The sequence below is a fragment of the Mesobacillus subterraneus genome (genome assembly GCF_023715485.1).
In the GTDB taxonomy this organism is placed as follows: Bacteria; Bacillota; Bacilli; order Bacillales; family Cytobacillaceae; genus Mesobacillus; species Mesobacillus subterraneus_B.
Genome location: NZ_JAMBOF010000001.1, coordinates 364,704 through 385,352, shown reverse-complemented (window position 1 = coordinate 385,352; position 20,649 = coordinate 364,704). Strand labels below are relative to the sequence as shown.

Below are 20,649 nucleotides of genomic sequence, written 5' to 3'. Positions count from 1 at the left end.
AAAAAAGACCGGCTAAATAACCAGTCTTTCACTCTAATTTGGGATTATCTGCTTGAAAACTGGGACAAGTATTTAAAGTTCAGCCGGCTGTGCTGCTGGAGCATGTAAGCTGAAGTAGAAGCCCCTGTTTTTCGAAGCGTATTAAGCGCCTTAATCATTTCATCCGCAGTGCCGATTCCAATTCCATGCCCATAATAAAGCCCGTTACCAAGAACAACCGCGTTTTCACCGCGCCATATAGGCTTGTCAAAATCCGGGTTCATGAAATACACAACATCACCTGGAATAAACTCACTGCCCTCTAACGTGATGATTGCCAGGTCGGGGTCATAGTTCCAATTCCAAACAAGCAGTCCTCGGAATAAATAATTGAAATCTCCGAGCTTTATCGTATCCAACACCGCTTTGTAAAAAATGATCACCATCGCTGTTGAACACTCAAAACCGTATTCCTGTCCATTTACATAAATATCATTAATCGCGTCTGAAGGCAGGACATTCGATTTTAACAGATACCCACTTGGTACCTTCGTCCAAAAAACTGGATTAAACCTTGAATATGTGAATGAAGTAAAAGAGACACCACTGTCTTTAAGCTTCATTGCTGCTTCAATGGTATTTTCACGAAGCCTGATTTCAAACAGGAGCTGAAAGGTTGTTTCATATTCAAACATTGACAGGCTTCTGTCCAGGTAATCATAAATCTCCTTTTGTTTTCCAGAAAGATTCTGCAGCTGCTCGCTGCCAATCGGATCCGGAAACCTAATTATGATCATCACGCTCCCCCTCCATATTCCTTTAATTAAGCACATAATTAACTATATGAAGATGATGCGCTTAAAAGACATTAGACAATAGACGGGATTAGACTTCAGCAGCGCAAATAATTAAAACTTTATTCGCTCGAATTCTTTTGACACTCGAAGGCGAAATTGCAACGGCCCTCATCTTACCGGCTCCACCCCTGAAAAACGGTCAGTGCAATCGGTATTCATTCTTCTTAGCAATTCCTTTTATAGTTTCATTCCCCTTTTATACGGGTAATTTTTCAGTATCCACATCGACAAGGAGGTTTTAACATGACCGAATATAACCAAAAAAATAATGATGGTTCGCTTGAACAGGAAAAAAAGGAAGCTCAGAAAAAAGATATCGAACCCCAAAGAGATCCTGTAAAACCTCAAGAAGAATCGAGTACAAAAAATAATTAGGCGCTTTTCGTAAACTTTATTGCTTTCACAAGATTGTTAATGCATTCCCTGTTATTCGAAAACAGTCAATAAATAAGATGAGGTGAGAGGAATGGAAAAGAAAAAAAAGCCAGTACCAGTAGACAATACGCAAAATATGGATAACCCTGAGCAATATGAAACTAAAACTACAAGTCTCCATGATAAATTTGACAGTGAATTGACAGTAGATACGATTCCCATGGAAGACCTTAAACAGGAAAAGCGGGAAGAAAAGGATAAACACCATACTAAGGATTCATCTTCCAGCGAGAAAAAGTACAACGTGGATTATGACAATGATTTATAATCGAATACCCCGGTGAATCCGGGATTTTTTTTTGATGGTTTATCTTTTTCTTTAACGTGAATATTAAAAACATCAAACTAAAAGGTGGAATGATAATGAGCAATCAAGAATTGAAGGACAGGATATTAAAAGTATTAGGTGAATCAAAGGTCGGCTCACTGGCCACTGTGGAAGGAAATAAGCCTCACTCCCGCTACATGACTTTCTTTAATGAGGATTTGACACTCTATACACCAACGAGCAAAGAAACCTATAAAGCAGATGAGATTGAAAAGAATCCCCATGTGCATATCCTGCTCGGCTATGATGGAGAAGGGATGGGCGATGCCTACATTGAGGTGCAAGGAAAAGCGGCAATTCGTGAAGAACAAGATTTGAAAAACAAGTACTGGAACGAAAAAATGAAAAAATGGATAAATAGTGCCGAAGATCCAGATTACATCATATTAGAAATTAAGCCAGAAACAATTCGCTTGATGAATGACAATGGCGAACCTGAAACATTGAATTTTTAAACGCAACTTCTAAGGGAGATGGTATGATTCCATCTCCCTTTTCCATGCAAAACACCGTAAACGTTTTCATTATGAAAATGCAAATCATGTCGAATTTTTGTTGAATTTAGTCTGAATTTTTACTTGCTATCACTATATATTTATCGTAAGCTATTGATATAGAATACTTGTGAATGTTTTCACAATTCAACCCCTCTAGGATTTTGAATTAAATCATTTTTTTGACTGGTTATGTGAATGTTTTCACAAAAGTAAAGGATTTAATTAGAAAGAAGGAATATTATTATGAAAACTCCAAAGGTAGTCATTTTAGGTGCTGGTTACGGCGGTCTCGTTACAAGCAGACAGCTAGAAAAGACATTACGCAGTGGCGAAGCGGAAGTGACATTGATTAATAAGCATGATTACCACTATATATCAACACAGCTTCACAAGACTGGTGCCGGGACAGCTGCCGATGAGAAAATCACGCTCCATATTCCCGATCTTCTTCAGGCAAATAAAGTCCAGTTTAAAAAAGGCACTATTGAGAATGTAGACTTTAACAGCAAACGAGTATTATTAGAGTCCGGTGAAAAAGTGGATTATGACTATTTGTTAATCTGCCTTGGTTTCGAGGTTGACACTTTTGGTATTCCCGGAGTGGAAGAAAATGCATTTAAAATCAGAAGCTTCAGGACCACGAAAGCCATTTACAACCATATACTGAGGCAATTTGCTGCGTATAAGGAAGATCGTGACCCTTCCAGGTTAACCTTTGCTGTTGCTGGGGCAGGTTTTACCGGTATTGAGATGGTCGGCGAGCTTTTAGAGGCTATCCCGAAGCTTTGCAAAACATACGATATACCCGTAAATGAAACGAGAATAGTGAATATTGAGGCATCGCAAACCGTCCTGCCTGGATTTGATAATGAAGCAATTGAGTTCACAACGAACTATGTGAAAAAGCACGGTGTAGAATTAATGACTGGAACCAAAATTCTCGAATGCTCTCCAACAACCATTACACTGGACAATGGTGAGGAGTTGCCGGCAAGGACACTGATATGGTCTGGGGGCGTCCGCGGCAACACCCTCTTGGAAAAATTGGCACTGCCAATTACTAAAGGACGAATTCCTGTAGACCAGCATCTTCGTGTGATGGGTATGGAAGATGTCTTCTGCATCGGCGATGCTGCTATGTTCATGAAGAATGATGATACTGCACTGCCTCCAACAGCTCAAGTTGCTATCCAGCAAGCCGAAGTGTGCGGTCCAAACATCATTTCAAGCTTGCGCGGTGAACCATTGAAGGTGTTTGAGTACCACCACAAAGGAACTGTTGCTTCAATTGGCAACAAGGCAGCCGTGGGTAAAGTATTCGGATTGAAAATAAGTGGACTATTTGCGGCATTGATGAAGCAGGTGATTGAAGCACGGTATCTTTTCGTCCTCGGTGGTCCAAAGCTGATCGTCAAGCAGTTCTTTAAATTTGGAAAACCTCAATCAAAAATCGCCATATCAAACCAAAAATAGTTCAGTTTGGTTGCATCTACGTTTTTATAGCTGTTTACAAAGAAGCATCGGCAGCCTTGTAGCGCCGATGCTTTTAATTATTCATTCCTGTGAAGCTGTCAATGAATCCCCTGGCGGGCGTTTCCCGCGTTGCAATTCATTGATCGTAAGTCCAAAACGCATTTCTAAATGAGGGTAATCCTTAAATTGCTTCCAGTCTCCTCCCCATTCAAATCCAAGATCCTTCGCTATCGAAACTACCTCTATCCAATCAGATTTGCCATTTCTATTGCCATCGTATGCTGTATCCCAAATTGCTTTTCCTTGACCATTCAGCAGAGCAAAATCTACCGCCAGGCCAAAATTATGATATGATTCGCCGCCCTTGGCATGTGTGACGATTTGTCCTTCCGATGATCTGCCCTTTTCGTAAAGCTGATCTTGTTCTTGAAAACTGCGGAAGCCATCTGTCACCATGACCCTTATCCCTTTATCAGCAGCCTGCTGAATCAGGATATCCTTATTTTCTTGCACAACCGGATGTAGATTCTGCGGTAAAGGAACATTCTCGTTAATACTCGGATTTGTGAGGAATTGATAATATAGCAGGAGCGCAATCAATATCAGCAAGAAGGTGATGAACGCACTTCCGAAAAGTTTTATTTTCACGTCAAATTTCCTTTCACGTATTCTGTCATTCTATTATATAAACGAATTCAGGCCGTATATGGTTTCATTGAAAAACCTGGCAAACATATTTGCCAGGCAAGACTGAAGACAAACTCGATGAAAATCGCGCATATCTGCATTCTTATTTTCTTCGTAAATTATCCTGTTGATTTCCGTTCCAGGCGCTTCGCTTTCCGCGGGTGGCCCGGGGAGCCTCCTCGGCGCAAGCGCCTGTGGGGTCTCCCCTGACCCATGCTCCCGCAGGAGTCTTCGCGCCTTCCACTCCAATCAACAGGGCATCTAAACTTAACGTGGAACTATACCAAAGTCTATTTTCGAAAAATAATCCAATCGCATGCTTTGGACAACCCTTAGGGGCTGAAAAAATTGTGATGCAGGCGATGCTTACTTTCCCTGCCTTGGACATAGAGAAGTCCAATAATGGTCTAAAAGTATAGCTAAGAGAGTCTATTTTTCCCATGAAAAATCCGATAAAATCTAAAAAGGGGTTCGGAATGAGACCATTCTGAATCCCTTTTGTCGACAAACTGACCTGGCACCCATTTTTGCCAGGCTTGTAATTATTATTCGAAATTGTATTTCTCAAGAATTCGATCGGCAATAATTTTATACCCTTTATCATTCAAGTGCAGCGAGTCACTGAAATATCCCTTCTTATCCTTGCCTTTGAACAAATCATTTGTAGGAATATAGGTAATCCGTTTTTCATCGTCGATGACATTAATTATTTCCTTATTCCAGCCATCGATAATCGTCTCTATTTTGCCGCTGTCAGGATAGGGATTATAGAGTCCCAGCACCAGGATAGGTCCCTCCTCATTATTTTTCTTCAGGATGTCTATTATAGCTTTCAAGTTTTGAACATATATCTCCTGTCCTTTTTCTATTTCCCCGGTTTTCAGATTTTTTAAATTTCCTCCATTGCTATTGATTAAATCATTTGTCCCAATAAATAGGATAAAATAATCTGCTTCATCCAGCTTGCTGCTCACCCTGATATCCGACAATTGTGTCAGAATACCGGATGACTCAAGACCATAAATAGCTTCATTTGTAAAATCAAAATCCTCTTTGTTTTGTTCATTCAGCTTTTTATCAAGTGTATCAATATAGCCAGAGCCTTTTTCATCGCCAAAGCCATAGGTAAGTGAATCACCAAAAGCTACTACCTGCTTGTCCCCTTGCTTTTTCTCTGAGCTATTATCGTAAATTGAAAATGCAGCTAGTATTGAGATTAAAATGATGATAAATAAGATGAATGCTGTCTTTTTTCTCATGATGTTGATCCTTCCCTGTTCATTTCCTCCTTTTTACCCGGCAGTTGAACTATGTTAAACATACAGATTCCTCCACAGAAAAATATTCCTCTTGCCATCAATGCGAAAACAATGGTATATTTGTTGAGCGATGAGCTGAATTGTGTAAGCCGACAGACACTCCTTATGGAAATGCACGATGTGGCGTGCAGTCAGTCGCCTCAATACGCAGAAAAGACGCCTTTCGGGGCGTCTTTTCTTATTTTATATGTGATTTTTTATCTGCCCTTATAACCATCACGGTCAAGGTCCTTAAACCCATCGCGATCAAAGTCACGGTCTCGGTCAACGTCAGTTTCATTCACTAAACGGTCATTGTCTGTTTCAAGGTGAGCTTCCTCACGCTTAACACTTTCAACTACTTGTTCAGTGTCAGTTACTTCGCGCTTGCCGATCACTAATTCTTCCGTAACAACTGGCTTCTTAGTGACCTCTACTTTTTCTTCCATGATTGGAACACGGATTGTTTCTCCGTCTTCGAGAGTGGAATCTACATCCGTTGCCGCTTCGTTCACTTCACGTCTCTCAACGTAAACTTCTTCGCGAGTAACCGGGATATTTACTCTTTGCTGTTCTTCTACAACTTCCTTGTGTACTTCTACTTCACCAGCCTGAACTCGTTCTTTTGAAACATCGAGCTGTTCTTCTCTTAGTTTCAATGTTCTCTCTTCTGTATCATAGCGATCAGTATCATATGCTCTGTTGTCAGTACCATATTCACCTGTCACTCCAGTGTCAGTCACTGATGTATCAGCAACATAGCCTGTATCCTCTACGTTTAAACCAGATGCTGTTGTTTCAGCCAGAAGGATAATGCGTCCAGCTCGTACATCTTCCTCATATTCACTTGCTGCATCGTCTGTTAAGCCAAGGCCGACTAAACGGTCTGAAATAGAAGGCTCATTGCCGCCAAGGTTTCTGTCTGCATCGAACGCAGTCATCAGGCTCTGCCAGAAGCCTCCCTCTTTATGATCATCATAATCTGTTCCGAGGTTTTCAGTTGTCACGCCTGTCCTGCTTTCTAATGCAGAAGATAGTTCTGTAGTATCGCCGATGATTGAAAAATCCTGGACAGCATACCCTTTATTTTTATACTCTTCAATTGCTTCGATCAATTCTGTTTGATTATCATATACTCCAACTACTTTTTTAGTCATGTGTAATTCCTCCATTTCATTTTTACGATTCATCCGGTTGCCCCGGTAATGTGGTAATACCCAGTCCCGAGACAAATTGAAACATGTTTTGGACTTGCCAATATTAGCCACTGTTTTTTTGTAAGTCGAAAATGAATCAGGAGCATGGGTTATTATCGTGGGATTTTTAGCAAACAAAAAAAGCCGGATTTTTCCCGGCTTTTTTGCTGTAATACGTTATTATTCTTTTTCTATTTTTGTTACTTCTAAATATGCAATATGGTATTCGTCAATCTCGATAATCTTGAAAAGATAGCCCTCTTCCTCGATTTCATCTCCTATTTTCGCGTCGAGGTTCTTGGTCATGAACCAGCCGCCAATTGTATCGACCTCTTCTTCTGACAGATTAATACCCAGGATGTCATTTACCTCATCAATCAATACCCTTGAACTGAACAAGTAGTGGCCTTCTTTCACTTTCCTGATTTCAGCAATTTCGTCGGCATCGAATTCATCCCGTATATCACCGACGATTTCTTCCAGGATATCCTCAACTGTCACAAGACCGGACGTACCGCCATATTCATCGATCAATATTGCCATATGGATACGGTCTTTTTGCATTTTTACCAAAAGGTCATGAATCGGTATTGTTTCTATGACACGAATGACCGGCTTAACAAACGAAGTCAATATCGACTCCTTATGAAGATCCTTCTGCGTCAATTTTGCCGTAAGAATTTCCTTGATGTTGATCATGCCAAGCACATTGTCTTTTTCACCGTCAATAACAGGATAGCGGGTATACTTTTCCTGCTGGATGACATCGATAATTGTATCAATGGTATCTGTAATATCCAAAGTGACTATTTCAGTCCTTGGGACCATGATTTCCTTCGCAATGCGCTCATCAAATTCAAAGATATTGTTCACATATTTCAATTCATTCTGATTGATTTCTCCACTTTCGTAACTCTCTGACAAAAGGATACGCAATTCTTCTTCAGAGTGGGCTAAATCATGTTCTGAAGCAGGTTTGAGTCCAAACAATCCAACTAACAGACGCGCAGAACCATTTAACACCCAGATAAATGGATACATGATTTTATAAAACAAGATGATAGGTTTTGCAAAAGCCAATGTGATCGCTTCAGCCTTTTGGATTGCAACCGTTTTAGGAGCCAGCTCACCGACTACAACATGTAAAAAAGTAACTGATGCAAAGGCAATTCCAAATGATAGAATATGCGATAACGAAGGATTAAGATCCCATGCTTCAAAAAGTGGATGCAGCATCGCTTCCACTGTAGGTTCACCTAGCCAGCCAAGTCCTAATGCTGTAATCGTGATTCCTAACTGGCATGCGGAAAGGTACTCATCAAGATGGGTTATAACGTGCTTGGCAGCTTTTGCGCCTTTTTCCCCTTCAGTGACAAGCTGGTCAATTCTCGAAGTTCTTACTTTAACAATAGCAAATTCTGTAGCCACGAAAAAACCGGTTAATGCAATCAATAACGCCACCAAAAGCAAATTAGTAATAATCAATGGGCAAGCCTTACATTGGTAAGGCAGACACCTCCTATAACAAGAAATAAGTTCATGAAGTAAATATAGATCCCGTTGAGAAAATCTTATTTTTTTAAATTATACCCCTATAAGATACAACTAACGCATAATTGGGGAAAATCATTTCTAAATACAATTTGCGAAATAAGTTAAGTGATATTGAGAGTAAGGAATATGGGAGGAGAAAATAAAAGATTCCCCTAAATACAGCTTGTCCATAAAAAGGCGTGAGCCGTATTTCAGGGAATCACATTTTATGATCGAATTAGGACGCCTTTCTGGCACTCTCGGGGGTCTTTTCTTTTGAAAGGAACCAGCCAGCAGCTGCAATCCCCACTAGCACTGCATAAAATGTCAGCTTCCAACCTGTTGAATGGGCAAATTCCGAACTTAAAATACCAAGAGATGGGTGGGCTAACGTTATTACCGCCAGTTTCACACCAACCCAGCCGACTATGCCGAATGCTGCAATTTCCAGTCCCGGCCTTTTTTCAAGCAGGGTAACAAACATATTGGCAGCAAAGCGCATAATGATCAAGCCAATCATCCCGCCTGCGAATATGACGAGAAACTGTCCGCCATCCATCCCTCCAATGTCCGGAAGCGGCGTTTCTGGAAGCACGACGGCAAGCGCCACTGCCGCAAGAATCGAATCGACTGCAAACGCAATGTCTGCGACTTCCACTTTAAACACAGTCATCCAGAAACCGCTCTTGTTTGCTTTCTGATTCCCAGGCTTCTCCTCCGACTCCTCTTTATCCTTTATGGCAATCTTTCTGATAATATGGTTCACCGCCATGAACAGCAGGTATAATGCTCCGATTGCCTGCACCTGCCAAACATCTACAAGAAATGAAATGACGAACAGCGATAAAAAGCGGAACACAAATGCCCCAGCCAATCCATAAAATAAAGCCTTTTTCCTCTTTTCTTCAGGCAGATGTTTTACCATAATTGCAAGAACTAGTGCATTATCTGCAGCAAGCAGCCCTTCCATTACAACGAGCACAATCAGCACCCAGCTGTACTCAAGCACTAATGAAATATCCATTTAATAGCCTCCTGTTTCGTGAAAAATTTTGTTTAAATATTCTCTTGCTCAAAAGAAAAGGCCCTTACCATAACGGTAAAGGCCTAAAATTGCATAGAAAAAGACCTTTACCAAAATAGTAAAGGTCTTGCTAACAACGTCAATGTTGCCAATAAAGCCGGAGATAGTATCTCGTAATGACGACTTTATTGTAGCAGCTACTCCCCTTTAAAAAGAGAATATTTAATTACCTATAATATAACTATGCCCAGGGATTCTGTCAATGAAAATAAACTATATGGTATTTTTCCTTAACAATTCTTAAAAATAGCCGAAAATATAAATAAATATAAAGTTAATATCTTGATTACTCTGAGCGGAGTCAAGCTCGATTTGGAATTCCAGGAAGAATATCGTGTTTTTAGTGGCCAAATAATTCAAATTCAAGCTAAAAAAACGGTTACTATATCACCTTAATAGTTCCAAAGAAAAACTTTTTTCGCCTAAGAAAAACAGAGGGAGTGGACAAATTGCTTTTTAAGAAAAAAAACACTGCTGCAAAAGCAGTGAAAAAGATGAATCCTAACAAAAAACAAACGAAAAGAAATATGAGCTTAAAATTAAAAGTCGTTTCTTTAAGTATCATTTCGATGCTAATCCTCGCACTGGTCACAACGGTGTATGCGCAGTATACGATTAAAACGAGTAATATCGAATCAATGGAAGCTGAACTGAACACGATTTCAAGCTTGTTATCAGACCAGGTAACTCCTGGAAAAGCCCAAACAATCATTAGCAATCCTTCAGTTAATAACCCTGGTGTTATAACGATGCAGAAACAAATGGACAAGATTTTAAAAGACAATCCATTAATACATACGGTTTATCTGGTAACGCTTGACGGGGATCAATTAACCCTTCCAACTATGAGCTCTTCGATGATGTCAGAGGATATCACCTACGGCGCTAAATTCTCTGGCGGGAAGATATTTGACAGCGCTGCAAAACAGGCTATAAAAGAGAACAAACGAGTAACGACCGAAGTATACAAATCGGAAAGCGGTGAAAGAATTACCGGATTTGCGCCAATCCCGAATATGAGCGGGAAAGTTATTGCTCTTTACGGTGTCGACTTTGATGTTTCTCAAGTCAATAAAAAAATTAATGCAGAAGTTGCAGGCATTTGGGTTCTGGCATTGATTATCCTTGCCTTATCAAGCATTGCCATGTTCTTTTTTGTTTCTATGTTAATCAGGCCGCTTAATAGAATCAAGGATTTGACAGCAAACATCGCAAAGGGCGATCTATCCCAAAGCGACATTGCCGTAAAATCAAAGGACGAGGTCGGTGAATTGGCGGAAAGCATCAATACAATGACTGCTTCTCTTAGGAATTTGGTATCTCAGGTGCAAACAAGTTCCAAAGAAGTGACGAGTGAAACAGTTGCCTTATCCAGGGTAGCATCTAGCTCTGTCGATGCAATCAGGGAGCTGACAGCGGCCAACCAACAAGCTGCAGCCAGCACGCAGGAACAGAATGCAAACATTGAAGAAATGCAGGCAACATTAGAGGAAATCAACGCGGGAATCGAAGAAATTAATGCCTCCGCCCAACAGGCTAGCTACATTGCGAAAAATTCAACTGAAACCTCCAAGGAAGGAACAGTTAGAATCGATGAAATGCTCGAAGGCCTAGAAGCGGTGGAAGACAATACAAACCAGCTTGCTGACATCATCGTCATGCTTGAAAAACAATCCGATAAAATCACGCAATTCGTCAAGATCATCAATACGATTTCGGATCAGACAAATCTTTTAGCATTAAATGCTGCCATTGAAGCGGCAAGAGCTGGGGACCATGGAAAAGGCTTCGCAGTCGTCGCGAATGAAGTCAGGAAATTGGCTGAAGAAAGCGCCAAATCTGCTTCAACAATCATTACAATCGTGAACGAAAACGTCCAAAACACCCGTGATGCAGTAAACTACATCACAAAGACGAGAGAGGCCGTGCAATACAATAAGGACTTGTCAATTAATGCTAAGAACACCCTTCATGAAATTTATGAAACAACATTGGAAATCGAGGATAATTCCAATAATATCGCCTCTGCAATTGAGCAGCAGGTCATTGCGATCGAACAAATAACTAACTCCCTCGACACGGTTTCCCAGGCTTCCCAGCAGATTGCTGCTGGCACCAGCCATACAGACCAGTCAACACAGGAGCAATTAAAAACCGCTGAAAATGTAAATGCAACAACGAAAATTCTCCAGCAAACCGCTCTGGAATTAGAGAAGATTACAGGAAACTTCAAGCTTAAATAAATGCATTAGTGCTTAGTCCATATCGCTAAGTATGAATCAAAAGAAAAGGATGCCGCGGTGGCATCCTTTTTCTTATCTCTTCCTGAACCCTTCTTCTTCTAAATATTGTTTAGCTTCACTATAAGACATGAATGTTCCATCCAAATTCAATCCGGCATACACATTCCACATTTCATCTTCATTAATGAGGATCAACGTATGATTGTCGGAATTAACCCAGCGTTCTTCTTCATGATCCTCTATGATTGCCGATTCGAGAGTCGTGTTGGGAGAAAGTGAATCAATGGATTGTTTAAGGATTGTTCTTAGTTCTTCTGCAGAAAAATCACGAATGTTTACCATGCCCTTCGAATCGAGGTCATACCCGCTTAAAAATTCCGCATAAACAAATCCGTTTCCATTTTGGTGCAGATGATATACAACATTTTTCTTATCATAGATACTGTTCTCGAAATGGAAGTTGACACGTCCTAAAGATACATTTTTCCGTTCAAGCTCAGGAAATGATTCAATAATTGCAAGTTTCTCTTCAAAAGTCAGCATAGAGCCTCCAGCTTGTTAATAATTTTTTCAATACTGCTCATTATACCATTGGACTAATGCTAAGCAAAACCCGTCTTTTTCAAGCACATCTTTATGTTACACAAGTTAATATAAGATATAATTAAGTTACATAAGGAGGTGCAGTTTATGAAAACAGTTGGTGCTATTAAAAGCAGAAAGCATATAAATCATATGAAGGCTTTTTTAGAGGCTCACTCAACAAGAGATTATTGTTTATTTTTGCTCGGAATCAATACTGGCATAAAGCTTCAGGAACTGCTCCATCTAAAGGTTCATGAAGTCAGCAGTAAAGATGGAGAAATAGTAGAATTTCTTTCACTCCCCCACTACAACAATCCTCCAGTATATCTCAATGCCACATTAAGGCAAAACTTAAAAAATTATATTAATCATAATTCAATGATTGATACAGACTATCTTTTTAGGTCGCGAAAGACAGATCAACCCATTTCACGTCAGCAAGCTTACCGGATTATTAACGATGCTGCAAAAGATGCCGGTATCGAAGATCCTGTAGGAATGACCACCCTGAGGAAAACATTTGGTTACCATGCCTATTATCAAGGTGTTGCAATTTCACTCATCCAAAAACGTCTGCAGCATGCCTCTCCTTCGGAAACGATTCATTTCATTGGCGTGAATCATCACTCAGAACAGATCAAGTTAAATATAGATTTATAAGGAGGAGTTTTTATTGCCTGAAACTATTTTAAGCACTGATTCATTCATTCTCATATTAGCGCTTTTGTTTATCGTCGGGGTACTGACGACAAGGTTTTCGACTAAGCTTGGCGTTCCCTCGCTTATTTTATTTATTTTAGTTGGGATGGTAATGGGCAGTGATGTCCTGGGAATCATCTATTTTGACAATGCAGCCTTGACACAAATGATCGGTGTAATAGCCCTCGTCATTATATTGTTCGAAGGTGGTCTGCAAACTAATTGGAATGACGTCAGGCCAGTAATCGTCCCCTCATTATCATTGGCGACTGTTGGTGTTTTACTTACCTCGGGTATTGTGGCTGTTGCTGCAAAAATGATACTAGGGCTCGATTGGCTGGAATCGGTTTTATTTGGTGCGATTGTTGGTTCTACTGATGCTGCAGCCGTTTTTGCAGTACTGAAAGGGCACAATATTTCTCCTAAACTAGGTTCAACACTTGAAGCAGAGTCAGGCTCAAATGACCCGATGGCTGTTTTCTTAACTGTGGCAATGATTGAGCTCATCACGATACCTGATACTAGTATCATTACATTGGTTGGGGATTTCTTCTTACAAATGGGAGTTGGCTTAGTTCTTGGTTTTATTTTTGGAAAAATAGCCGTTAAATCACTTAATACCATTAACCTTGATTCGAGCGGACTATACCCGGTTTTTGCTACAGCCTTTGCCTTGCTGACTTATGGCCTCACCGCGTTCTTTAACGGCAGCGGCCTCTTGGCGGTATATATTGCAGCTATAATGATTGGAAATGCGGAAATTGCCTACCGACATTCCATCTTTCGTTTTTCTGAAGGGTTCGCATGGATGATGCAAATTCTCATGTTTGTCATCCTTGGACTACTTGTATTTCCCTCAGATCTTTTCAAACCTGCAATATTAATACAGGGTATATTAATATCACTAATCCTTATGCTCGTTGCAAGGCCGGTGGCTGTTTACCTGTCCACGGTAAATATGAAGTATACCCAAAAAGAGCGCATTTTCCTCTCCTGGGCAGGCTTAAAGGGCGCAGTTCCAATCGTTCTTGCTACTTTTCCCTTACTGGCAGGAGTCGAAGGCAGCCATCAAATTTTCAATGTCGTATTTTTCGTTGTGTTGACGAGTGCATTGATTCAGGGATCAACAATTCCATATTTAGCAGACAAGCTGGGATTGAATGGTCCAAAGAAAACGACTCCTATGCAGTCGCTGGAATTGATTTCATTAGGCAAAGCGGATGCTGAAATGATAGAATATGAAATGGAAAGCGACAGCGCAATTGTCGGAAAAACATTGACCGATATTCCATTTCCGGAAGGCTCGCTAGTCAATGCTATCATTCGAAAAGGAAAACTTATTGCCCCCACTGGAAATACTCTCATCATGGCCGGAGATTTCCTGTATATTTTGTCTGCAAGAAAGAATAAGCCACAATTGAAGAAGCTATTAAAGGAAAAAGCAATCTACAAACAGAATTTCCTTGATTTAAAATAGTAAAAACCAGTGAGACGATCTCACTGGTTTTATTTTTTAAACCATTAAGTTTTCAACGAACATGGATTGCATTTCTTTTAGTATATCTTTATAGCGATAATTTTCTAGTATTGCTGCCTGTAAGGTAACCCCATTTACCATTGCCCAGAAAATATCAGCGTACATGTCCGGATCGATTCCTTTTTTGAATTCACCTGTAGTTTGCCCTTCCTGGATGATTCCTGCCAGCAGTGTGACAAAGAAGCTCTTATAGCGTTCAGTAAGTGCTTTTTTCAATTCAGGTTTGCGGGTAGAGTAAAGCCTGAACTCGAAATGAACCAACGCATGATCCTTGTTCTCTTCATCATTTGGATCATTAAGCAAGTAAGCTTCTATCAGGTAATTCAATTTGTCCAAAGCCGTCTCACGTTCGTCAATCGCCTTCGTGAACGTCTTTCCGGACTCATTTGTCTGGCCTTCCATGAGGGCTAAGTATATTTCATCCTTGCTCTTGAAGTAATTATAGATTGCCCCTTTGCTTAGTCCTGAATGAGTGACTATTTCATCCACTGTCGAAGCCTCAAAGCCTTTTTTTGCAAAACAAGCATGTGCGCTCTGCAATATTTCCTGACGCTTCTTTTCTTTATATTCCTCCGAAACAATCGGTGTCATTTATACTACCTCTTTTTCTGAGTTGATTTCTGCACAATTAGAGCTTGTATACCTTGCTGTACTTCTCTTCAAGATATTGAACAAGATAATCTGCATTCAGTTCTTCACCGGTAGCCTTGACGATCAACTCATTAGGCGTATAAAGCATGCCATATTGATGAATATTCAACTTAAGCCATTGCTGGATCACACTGAAATTTCCTTCTTCAATACTTTCGTGGAAATCAGGAAGATCCCTCTGTACCTTATTCAGGATTTGAGCAGCATAAAGATTGCCCAGGGAATAAGATGGGAAGTAGCCAAGGCCTCCGAAAGACCAGTGAATATCCTGCAGGACTCCTTCGCTGTCGCTGGCTGGAGTTACCCCAAGATATTCCTTCATTTTTTCGTTCCATATTCCCGGCAGATCCTTTGCTTCAATTTCCCCTGCAATCAATGCTTTTTCAATCTCATAACGCACCATGATATGGAGGTTATATGTCAGCTCATCCGCTTCGACCCTGATGAAAGATGGCTGTACCGAATTGATGGCTCGGTAAAAATCATCCAGCGCTACATTTCCCAGCTGATCAGGAAAATGCTCCTGAAGCTTTGGATAAAAGTATTTCCAGAACTGCTCGGAGCGGCCAACCATATTTTCCAGGAATCGTGATTGTGATTCATGGATTCCAAAAGAAGCTCCTTCCTGGAGTACAGTTCCTTCAAACTCAGGATTGATATTTTGTTCATATATCCCATGTCCTGCCTCATGGATTGTTCCAAAAATGGCAGAACGAACATTATTCTCGAGATACCTGGTCGTAATCCTGACGTCACCCGTGTTCACGGTCTGCGCGAAAGGATGGACTGTTTCATCCAGCCTTCCTGCTTCCAAATCGAAACCAATAAGCGGTAGGATATGACGGTTAAATTCCTTTTGTTTCTCCACCGAGTATGGCTGTTCAAAAATTTCCGCAAGAGGTTTGCAGGTTGAGTTCTGAATTCTCTTAAGCAAATCCGCACTTGATTCTCTTAATTTAACAAACAATGGATCTAACTTTTCAACTGTCAGTCCTGGCTCAAATTCATCCAGCAGAGCATCATAGGGATGGTTTTCATAACCATAAATTTCAACAGCTTTCCGCTTAAACTCTACGATTTTCTCTAGATAGGGAAGATATTTTTCAAAGTCATTGTTCTCCCTTGCCTCTTCCCAGGCATCGTTCGCCTTTGACGTAAGCACGGAAAAATCTTTGATCATTTCAGCTGGAATACTCTTTGAACGATTATAAGATTTAAGACGTTCACGAACCTTAGCCTTTGCCGCTTCATCTAGATATTCCTCAGCTTCCGGGGCAGAGAGAGTGCTGAGCACCTCCCCCATTTCCTCAGAAACTGTAAGTTTGAACGCTTCCGTTCTAAGTGTGCCATTTGCATTCGCAAAAATCGACCGTCCTTTTTTAGGAGCAATAACTTTTTGGTCCCAGCTCAGCAAACCTAAAATACTATTAAAATGCGAGATTTTTTCATCTAGTTCTGTAAATTTTTCAAGCGCAAAAATGATTGATTGGTTCATTACCTTCTGTTCCATCTGCCTTCCCCCTTGTTCTTTTTAAATAAACTACCCAGTCGGTTTATTATAATTTATATTACATTATTTTTGCAATTATCACAAAATTATTAAAAAATATTTCTAAACTTATGCAACCTTACATAATCTTACTACGTCAAAACTTAAATAAAGAATTTTTTTCCAAAGGAGAGCTTATGAAAAAGATCATTCATTATCCATTTTTACTTTTGACCTCAATAGCAGGTCTGTTATTTTTCATTTCGTTTCCCAGGTTTTTCGCTTATCGGGTGCCGGAAGGTGACCATCTCGGCTTTAAGCTGTCTGCCTTTTTTAAAGCTATGGCAGCGACAGCAACACAATTTTTCGAACCTGCTAGCTGGCAATTTTTCGAAAGCTGGAATCAAGAAACCGTCATTGAGCGGTATACATACTCGCTTGAAATCATTTTTGTAAGTTTGGCTTTCACTATTTTCATAGGATGTTTTCTAGCCTATTTATTTATGAATTTCCCTTACAAACAACGCTCAAAGGTTAAACATGTCCTGAATTTTTTTGAAGGACTACCTGATTTACTCATTATTTTTATGATGCAGATGTTCCTTTTCACTCTTTACAGAGAATTCAATATCCGTCTCGTTACGATGTATGGGTTGGCCGGTAAAGAACCGCTGGTTTTCCCGATGATTATAAACTCCCTCCTTCCATCACTGTTTTTTGCGCAATTCCTGATTAAAGTAATGGAAGAGGAATTTGAAAAACATTACATTCTGTTAGGTCAGGCAAAAGGGTTATCTAAGATACGGCTTCTTTTTATCCATTTAACCCTAAACATTGTGCCGGTTGTTTCCATCCACTTCAAAACCATCATCTTCTTGGTTTTGACAAACCTGGTGCTTGTTGAACACATGTTTGTCCTCGATGGCTATATAAAGGAGCTTTATGATTTATTGATGACACAGGGTGCATCTCCAGTAAAGATTTTCTTTTATGTCGGGGTCTTTATGCTGCCAGTAATCCTTATAGAGAGATTAGTCACTTTTTTCGGTAAAAAAACCGGAAACGCTCGGGGGATGGATATATGAAAAGGGTAAGGAATATTTTCGCAAATGCACTCGCACTAATTGTCACTTTTTTTAGGTATATCAATTATAAAAATATAAAAACTGGCATTACGTGGCTAGTAAGGGAAACTAGAGAGCTGAATTATCAAAAAATCAAAACACGCTTGCCCATCCTAGCTAAATATTTATTTCAAAGATTCGTAGCTTTGCTTCAATATCTCAATAACCTTAAATACCGGAACATCAAAGTCGGTTCAACGATCATTATTCTATTGTTCCTGATCAGTGCCTTCACGGAGCCTATGCCGGAGAGCAACGAACCTTTGATTTTTGATGAAGATGGGAAATTTGTCGCCGCTCCGCCCGCTCCGCCTTCCTTAACCTTCCCGCTTGGGACAGATATGGGTGCGCGGAGTATGGTGAACCTGGTGCTTGCAGGGGTTAAATACACCCTCGGGGCGGTATTTGGAATTACCCTTGCTCGCCTTTTAGCCGGTGCAATGCTGGCGCTGGTGACGATATTATGGTTTCCAGGCATTAAGCGATATTTCCGCGCCTTCTTTTGGCCATTCATATACATTCCGCCATTGCTTGTAGGAATCATTTTAATTATCCAGATAGCAGCTATTCCCTTAGGGATTTCTGCAAAGGTCATTCTAGAGTATCAAGTTCTTGTTTTGTTGTTGATTGGTCTCCCTGGCGTCTATTACTTCACCCTCAATATGATAGAAGAAATACAGAAACAGCCATATGTACTTAGTTCATCACTGATGGGTGCAAGTAAATTTCATACTTTGGTGAAGCATGTATGGCCGAATATTAAATCTCATTTACTTTTATTGACTACTCAGCAGATTTTATCGGTGCTGCAGGTGCTGACGTTCCTGGGAATCTTTTCATTATATTTAGGCGGTCCCCATCCTACTCCGCTGACTGATGACCCAAGGTTAATATACAGGAGCATTACTAATGAACTTGCTGGTATGGCTGGCCAAAACTTTTGGCTGATCAGACGGGCACCATGGATGGCTTACAGCCCAATCCTGATCATTGCCTTCATTGCAATCATAGTGAATTGGATGAAGAAAGAGGTTGAGGACCATATTGCTGGAGTCGTGCCTGTTAAACACAGGGTTAAGACTGCTGAAGTCCATGCTGCCAAAGAAACAAGCCTCTCAAGGAGTTTTGTATTATTGGGTCTGCAAGAGCAGCCAGCAGTGGACTATGAAAAAAATATTTATATAAGTGACTTGATCCGCGAAAAGCTCATGACGGTACGAGGTTATTTGGCTCGCTATAGCATTTATCGCAGTGCTGAAAGAGTTGTCGTGAATGCTGCAGAATATTTCTCATATAACAGTAAGCCGGTTTTAACTACTTTATTGACGGCGTCTTTCGTATTATGGGCAGGTGTATTTTCCTATGCGGAATATCGCGAGAATGAAAAAGCAAATTCTAAAGAAAAAAGTGTAGAGGTATCCTCAGAATCGAAAGAGATTAAAGACTTATTTAGCACCAGTTTTACAAACAAGGAGCATGTGCCTGTCATTTATAAAGCCAACCTGACTTATCAGGATGCTGATGCTTCATTAAAAGGCAGCCTTCACGTTACAACAACCAATACAACTGGCGCAGATCAGGAAAAAATCTACTTCCATCTGTATCCTAACCAGTTTAAGGAACCAATTGATGGACCTGAATGGGAATTAGTCAGAGGACCTTCACCGGTACCGGGCTGGATCGATATCCAGGAAATCAAAGTAAATAATGAGAAAGCTGATTTCAAAGTGGATGGAACTATTTTAGAGATACAAATGAAGAATTGGGCGGACGAGGCAGCCGCTGAAATTGATCTTAAGTTCAATTTCCAGCTCCCTGCGAATTACAGTAATGCAAGCTACGATTATGCAGCAGTATGGCTTGGGAACTTCCTGCCGAAACAGGCTGTGTTTGATAAAAACGGATGGAACCTGGATCCTTATTCACCGATTGGCTTCCCATTCTATAGCGAAACAGCAAACTACGACGTTACCATAAATGCTGCTTCTAAGTTCGAAATCCTATCGAATGCAGAGGAGGCTATAGCCACTAAAGAGGCTCAGGGGGAAACAATCAAATACAATGCTAAGGTGGAAAACGTCCGTGATTTTGCCCTTGTCCTGCTGGATAAACAGTATTATCAAATGGAAAAGTTCATGACTCCTGACGAAACGGCTGTAAACGTTTGGTACCGGCCCACTACTGATAAGCAGATGAAAGCACACAGTAATGCTATGGGGGCCGCTCAATCTATTCAATTCTTTACCGATCTCTTTGATGCTTCCTTACCTTATAAGGAACTGGATATTATCCGGACAGCTGAAGGAAATCCACAGATGGCTTACCAGGGTATGATTTTCTCACCTGGTTATAACTTTACTGATAATGACTTTGGCTCTCTTAGCATGACAGATGGCGTAATCCGCCAGTGGCTGTCAGGAATGATTGGAAGCCAGGGATATAAGGAACCATGGGTGAATGAAAGTCTCGTTAGCTACTCCTTGCAAACTTATATGGGAGAAAAAGGCTACACAGCTCGAGGTTCTGCAGAAGAACAAATAAAGCAGCAACAAGAAATAGCAAGAATTCAAACAGAAAGCCAGTTTTTAAGCAGCCCATTGAATGAATTTAAAAATATAAATGATTATACTCTCATGATGAGTTTACATGGCTCTAATATGTACTTGGAACTGGATTATCTTGTGAAGGCAGGAAAAGTTCGCAAAGCTTTGAAGGATTACATCAAAGTGCACACGAATAGGAACGCCTCAGGACACGATCTGGTCGAACTATTTGAAAAAGCAGGCCACCCTCAAGCAAAAGGATATTTCCAGGATTGGCTGAAACCTGAGGTGAGAGAATAGATAGATTGAAAAATGGTGCTGAGCTCTATTACGAGCTCAGACACTTTTTAAAAACTTTTATTCAAATTGGAAAAAATTCGTTAAAATTTCCATTTCGCTATAAAAGTAAAA

At 40.4% G+C, this 20,649-nt stretch carries 18 protein-coding genes; 9 read left to right on the top strand and 9 right to left on the bottom strand.

Annotated features, from left to right (window positions below):
- Positions 1–44 precede the first annotated feature (44 nt).
- Positions 45–776 (bottom strand): protein-glutamine gamma-glutamyltransferase, encoded by a 732-nt coding sequence (locus M3204_RS01930; protein WP_251477753.1) that lies wholly within the window; start codon positions 774–776, stop codon positions 45–47.
- Between the two features lie 303 nt (positions 777–1,079).
- On the opposite strand from M3204_RS01930, the gene M3204_RS01925 reads away from it, so the two are divergent.
- The 4 genes from M3204_RS01925 (at position 1,080) to M3204_RS01910 (ending at position 3,569) form a co-directional block, all read left to right on the top strand.
- Positions 1,080–1,211 (top strand): 3-methyladenine DNA glycosylase, encoded by a 132-nt coding sequence (locus M3204_RS01925; RefSeq protein ID WP_251477751.1) that lies wholly within the window; start codon positions 1,080–1,082, stop codon positions 1,209–1,211.
- Positions 1,212–1,302: 91 nt separating this feature from the next.
- Positions 1,303–1,539, top strand: coding sequence for a hypothetical protein (locus M3204_RS01920; protein ID WP_251477749.1), 237 nt, complete (start codon positions 1,303–1,305; stop codon positions 1,537–1,539).
- Positions 1,540–1,634: 95 nt separating this feature from the next.
- Positions 1,635–2,054, top strand: coding sequence for a pyridoxamine 5'-phosphate oxidase family protein (locus M3204_RS01915; protein ID WP_251477746.1), 420 nt, complete (start codon positions 1,635–1,637; stop codon positions 2,052–2,054).
- Between the two features lie 285 nt (positions 2,055–2,339).
- Positions 2,340–3,569 (top strand): NAD(P)/FAD-dependent oxidoreductase, encoded by a 1,230-nt coding sequence (locus M3204_RS01910; RefSeq protein ID WP_251477743.1) that lies wholly within the window; start codon positions 2,340–2,342, stop codon positions 3,567–3,569.
- Positions 3,570–3,650: 81 nt separating this feature from the next.
- On the opposite strand, the gene M3204_RS01905 is transcribed toward M3204_RS01910, so the two are convergent.
- From M3204_RS01905 to M3204_RS01885, 5 genes are all read right to left on the bottom strand, one after another.
- Positions 3,651–4,217, bottom strand: coding sequence for a M15 family metallopeptidase (locus M3204_RS01905; protein ID WP_353056018.1), 567 nt, complete (start codon positions 4,215–4,217; stop codon positions 3,651–3,653).
- 584 nt (positions 4,218–4,801) lie between these two features.
- Entirely contained in the window at positions 4,802–5,515 is a 714-nt protein-coding gene (locus tag M3204_RS01900) for a GDSL-type esterase/lipase family protein (RefSeq protein ID WP_251477739.1), read from the bottom strand.
- A gap of 257 nt (positions 5,516–5,772) precedes the next feature.
- Complete coding sequence (locus M3204_RS01895; protein ID WP_251477735.1) at positions 5,773–6,711, bottom strand: YsnF/AvaK domain-containing protein; 939 nt, start codon at positions 6,709–6,711, stop codon at positions 5,773–5,775.
- Positions 6,712–6,930: 219 nt separating this feature from the next.
- On the bottom strand, positions 6,931–8,235 hold the full coding sequence (locus tag M3204_RS01890) for a hemolysin family protein (RefSeq protein WP_251477731.1): 1,305 nt from the start codon (positions 8,233–8,235) through the stop codon (positions 6,931–6,933).
- 286 nt (positions 8,236–8,521) lie between these two features.
- Positions 8,522–9,307, bottom strand: a complete 786-nt coding sequence (locus tag M3204_RS01885; protein ID WP_251477728.1) for a TerC family protein — start codon at positions 9,305–9,307, stop codon at positions 8,522–8,524.
- A gap of 509 nt (positions 9,308–9,816) precedes the next feature.
- On the opposite strand from M3204_RS01885, the gene M3204_RS01880 reads away from it, so the two are divergent.
- Positions 9,817–11,610, top strand: a complete 1,794-nt coding sequence (locus M3204_RS01880; protein ID WP_251477725.1) for a methyl-accepting chemotaxis protein — start codon at positions 9,817–9,819, stop codon at positions 11,608–11,610.
- A 72-nt stretch (positions 11,611–11,682) separates the two neighbouring features.
- On the opposite strand, the gene M3204_RS01875 is transcribed toward M3204_RS01880, so the two are convergent.
- On the bottom strand, positions 11,683–12,153 hold the full coding sequence (locus M3204_RS01875; protein ID WP_251477722.1) for a hypothetical protein: 471 nt from the start codon (positions 12,151–12,153) through the stop codon (positions 11,683–11,685).
- A 147-nt stretch (positions 12,154–12,300) separates the two neighbouring features.
- Here M3204_RS01875 and M3204_RS01870 point away from each other — a divergent pair, with 147 nt between their 5' ends.
- Entirely contained in the window at positions 12,301–12,855 is a 555-nt protein-coding gene (locus tag M3204_RS01870; RefSeq protein ID WP_251477717.1) for a tyrosine-type recombinase/integrase, read from the top strand.
- A 13-nt stretch (positions 12,856–12,868) separates the two neighbouring features.
- Positions 12,869–14,371 (top strand): potassium/proton antiporter, encoded by a 1,503-nt coding sequence (locus M3204_RS01865; protein WP_251477710.1) that lies wholly within the window; start codon positions 12,869–12,871, stop codon positions 14,369–14,371.
- Between the two features lie 36 nt (positions 14,372–14,407).
- Here M3204_RS01865 and M3204_RS01860 read toward each other — a convergent pair whose 3' ends face one another.
- Both M3204_RS01860 and M3204_RS01855 read right to left on the bottom strand, forming a co-directional pair.
- Positions 14,408–15,022 (bottom strand): TetR/AcrR family transcriptional regulator, encoded by a 615-nt coding sequence (locus M3204_RS01860; RefSeq protein ID WP_251477704.1) that lies wholly within the window; start codon positions 15,020–15,022, stop codon positions 14,408–14,410.
- Between the two features lie 37 nt (positions 15,023–15,059).
- A complete protein-coding gene (locus tag M3204_RS01855; protein ID WP_285856859.1) occupies positions 15,060–16,592 on the bottom strand; it encodes a carboxypeptidase M32 in 1,533 nt (510 codons plus the stop codon).
- Positions 16,593–16,768: 176 nt separating this feature from the next.
- On the opposite strand from M3204_RS01855, the gene M3204_RS01850 reads away from it, so the two are divergent.
- Both M3204_RS01850 and M3204_RS01845 read left to right on the top strand, forming a co-directional pair.
- Entirely contained in the window at positions 16,769–17,656 is an 888-nt protein-coding gene (locus M3204_RS01850; protein WP_251477701.1) for an ABC transporter permease, read from the top strand.
- Positions 17,653–20,538, top strand: coding sequence for an ABC transporter permease subunit (locus tag M3204_RS01845; RefSeq protein WP_251477698.1), 2,886 nt, complete (start codon positions 17,653–17,655; stop codon positions 20,536–20,538). The genes M3204_RS01850 and M3204_RS01845 overlap by 4 nt, the downstream gene beginning before the upstream one ends.
- Positions 20,539–20,649: the final 111 nt, after the last annotated feature.

Bases quoted from the DNA above. Each gene is read 5' to 3' on its own strand.
- M3204_RS01930 (WP_251477753.1), bottom strand. From the start codon at position 776: ATGATCATAATTAGGTTTCCGGATCCGATTGGCAGCGAGCAGCTGCAG.
- M3204_RS01925 (WP_251477751.1), top strand. From the start codon at position 1,080: ATGACCGAATATAACCAAAAAAATAATGATGGTTCGCTTGAACAGGAA.
- M3204_RS01920 (WP_251477749.1), top strand. From the start codon at position 1,303: ATGGAAAAGAAAAAAAAGCCAGTACCAGTAGACAATACGCAAAATATG.
- M3204_RS01915 (WP_251477746.1), top strand. From the start codon at position 1,635: ATGAGCAATCAAGAATTGAAGGACAGGATATTAAAAGTATTAGGTGAA.
- M3204_RS01910 (WP_251477743.1), top strand. From the start codon at position 2,340: ATGAAAACTCCAAAGGTAGTCATTTTAGGTGCTGGTTACGGCGGTCTC.
- M3204_RS01900 (WP_251477739.1), bottom strand. From the start codon at position 5,515: ATGAGAAAAAAGACAGCATTCATCTTATTTATCATCATTTTAATCTCA.
- M3204_RS01895 (WP_251477735.1), bottom strand. From the start codon at position 6,711: ATGACTAAAAAAGTAGTTGGAGTATATGATAATCAAACAGAATTGATC.
- M3204_RS01885 (WP_251477728.1), bottom strand. From the start codon at position 9,307: ATGGATATTTCATTAGTGCTTGAGTACAGCTGGGTGCTGATTGTGCTC.
- M3204_RS01875 (WP_251477722.1), bottom strand. From the start codon at position 12,153: ATGCTGACTTTTGAAGAGAAACTTGCAATTATTGAATCATTTCCTGAG.
- M3204_RS01870 (WP_251477717.1), top strand. From the start codon at position 12,301: ATGAAAACAGTTGGTGCTATTAAAAGCAGAAAGCATATAAATCATATG.
- M3204_RS01860 (WP_251477704.1), bottom strand. From the start codon at position 15,022: ATGACACCGATTGTTTCGGAGGAATATAAAGAAAAGAAGCGTCAGGAA.
- M3204_RS01855 (WP_285856859.1), bottom strand. From the start codon at position 16,592: ATGGAACAGAAGGTAATGAACCAATCAATCATTTTTGCGCTTGAAAAA.
- M3204_RS01850 (WP_251477701.1), top strand. From the start codon at position 16,769: ATGAAAAAGATCATTCATTATCCATTTTTACTTTTGACCTCAATAGCA.
- M3204_RS01845 (WP_251477698.1), top strand. From the start codon at position 17,653: ATGAAAAGGGTAAGGAATATTTTCGCAAATGCACTCGCACTAATTGTC.